The sequence below is a fragment of the Leucobacter japonicus genome (assembly GCF_001273855.1).
Classification (GTDB): domain Bacteria; phylum Actinomycetota; class Actinomycetes; order Actinomycetales; family Microbacteriaceae; genus Leucobacter; species Leucobacter japonicus.
In genome coordinates this window covers 1-227 of record NZ_JHBX01000065.1, presented here as the reverse complement: position 1 = coordinate 227, position 227 = coordinate 1, and the positions used below count along the sequence as shown (strand labels likewise).

Genomic DNA, 227 nt, shown 5'->3' with positions numbered 1-227 from the left:
GAACTTAATGTGCGTCCAGGACGCAACGCCGCCGACGAGCGAAGCTGCGGGCCGAGGTCAGCCCCTCACCGGTTGGCCCCGCGATAGTGAAAGTGGCGAACCCTTCCCCGTTGATCCCAATGCCGGCGAAAGATGGCCCATTCTTGACGAAGATCGTCGTCTGGATGCGTCGGGCCATGAGGTCCAACCGCGAAACATCCTTGGAGTGCATGATTGCAGTGTGACGG

At 60.8% G+C, this 227-nt stretch carries 1 pseudogene; it reads right to left on the bottom strand.

The features are described 5' to 3' along the window. Positions 1-4 precede the first annotated feature (4 nt). Positions 5-227: pseudogene (locus AMS67_RS00210) on the bottom strand (aldehyde dehydrogenase EutE); the annotation flags it as partial.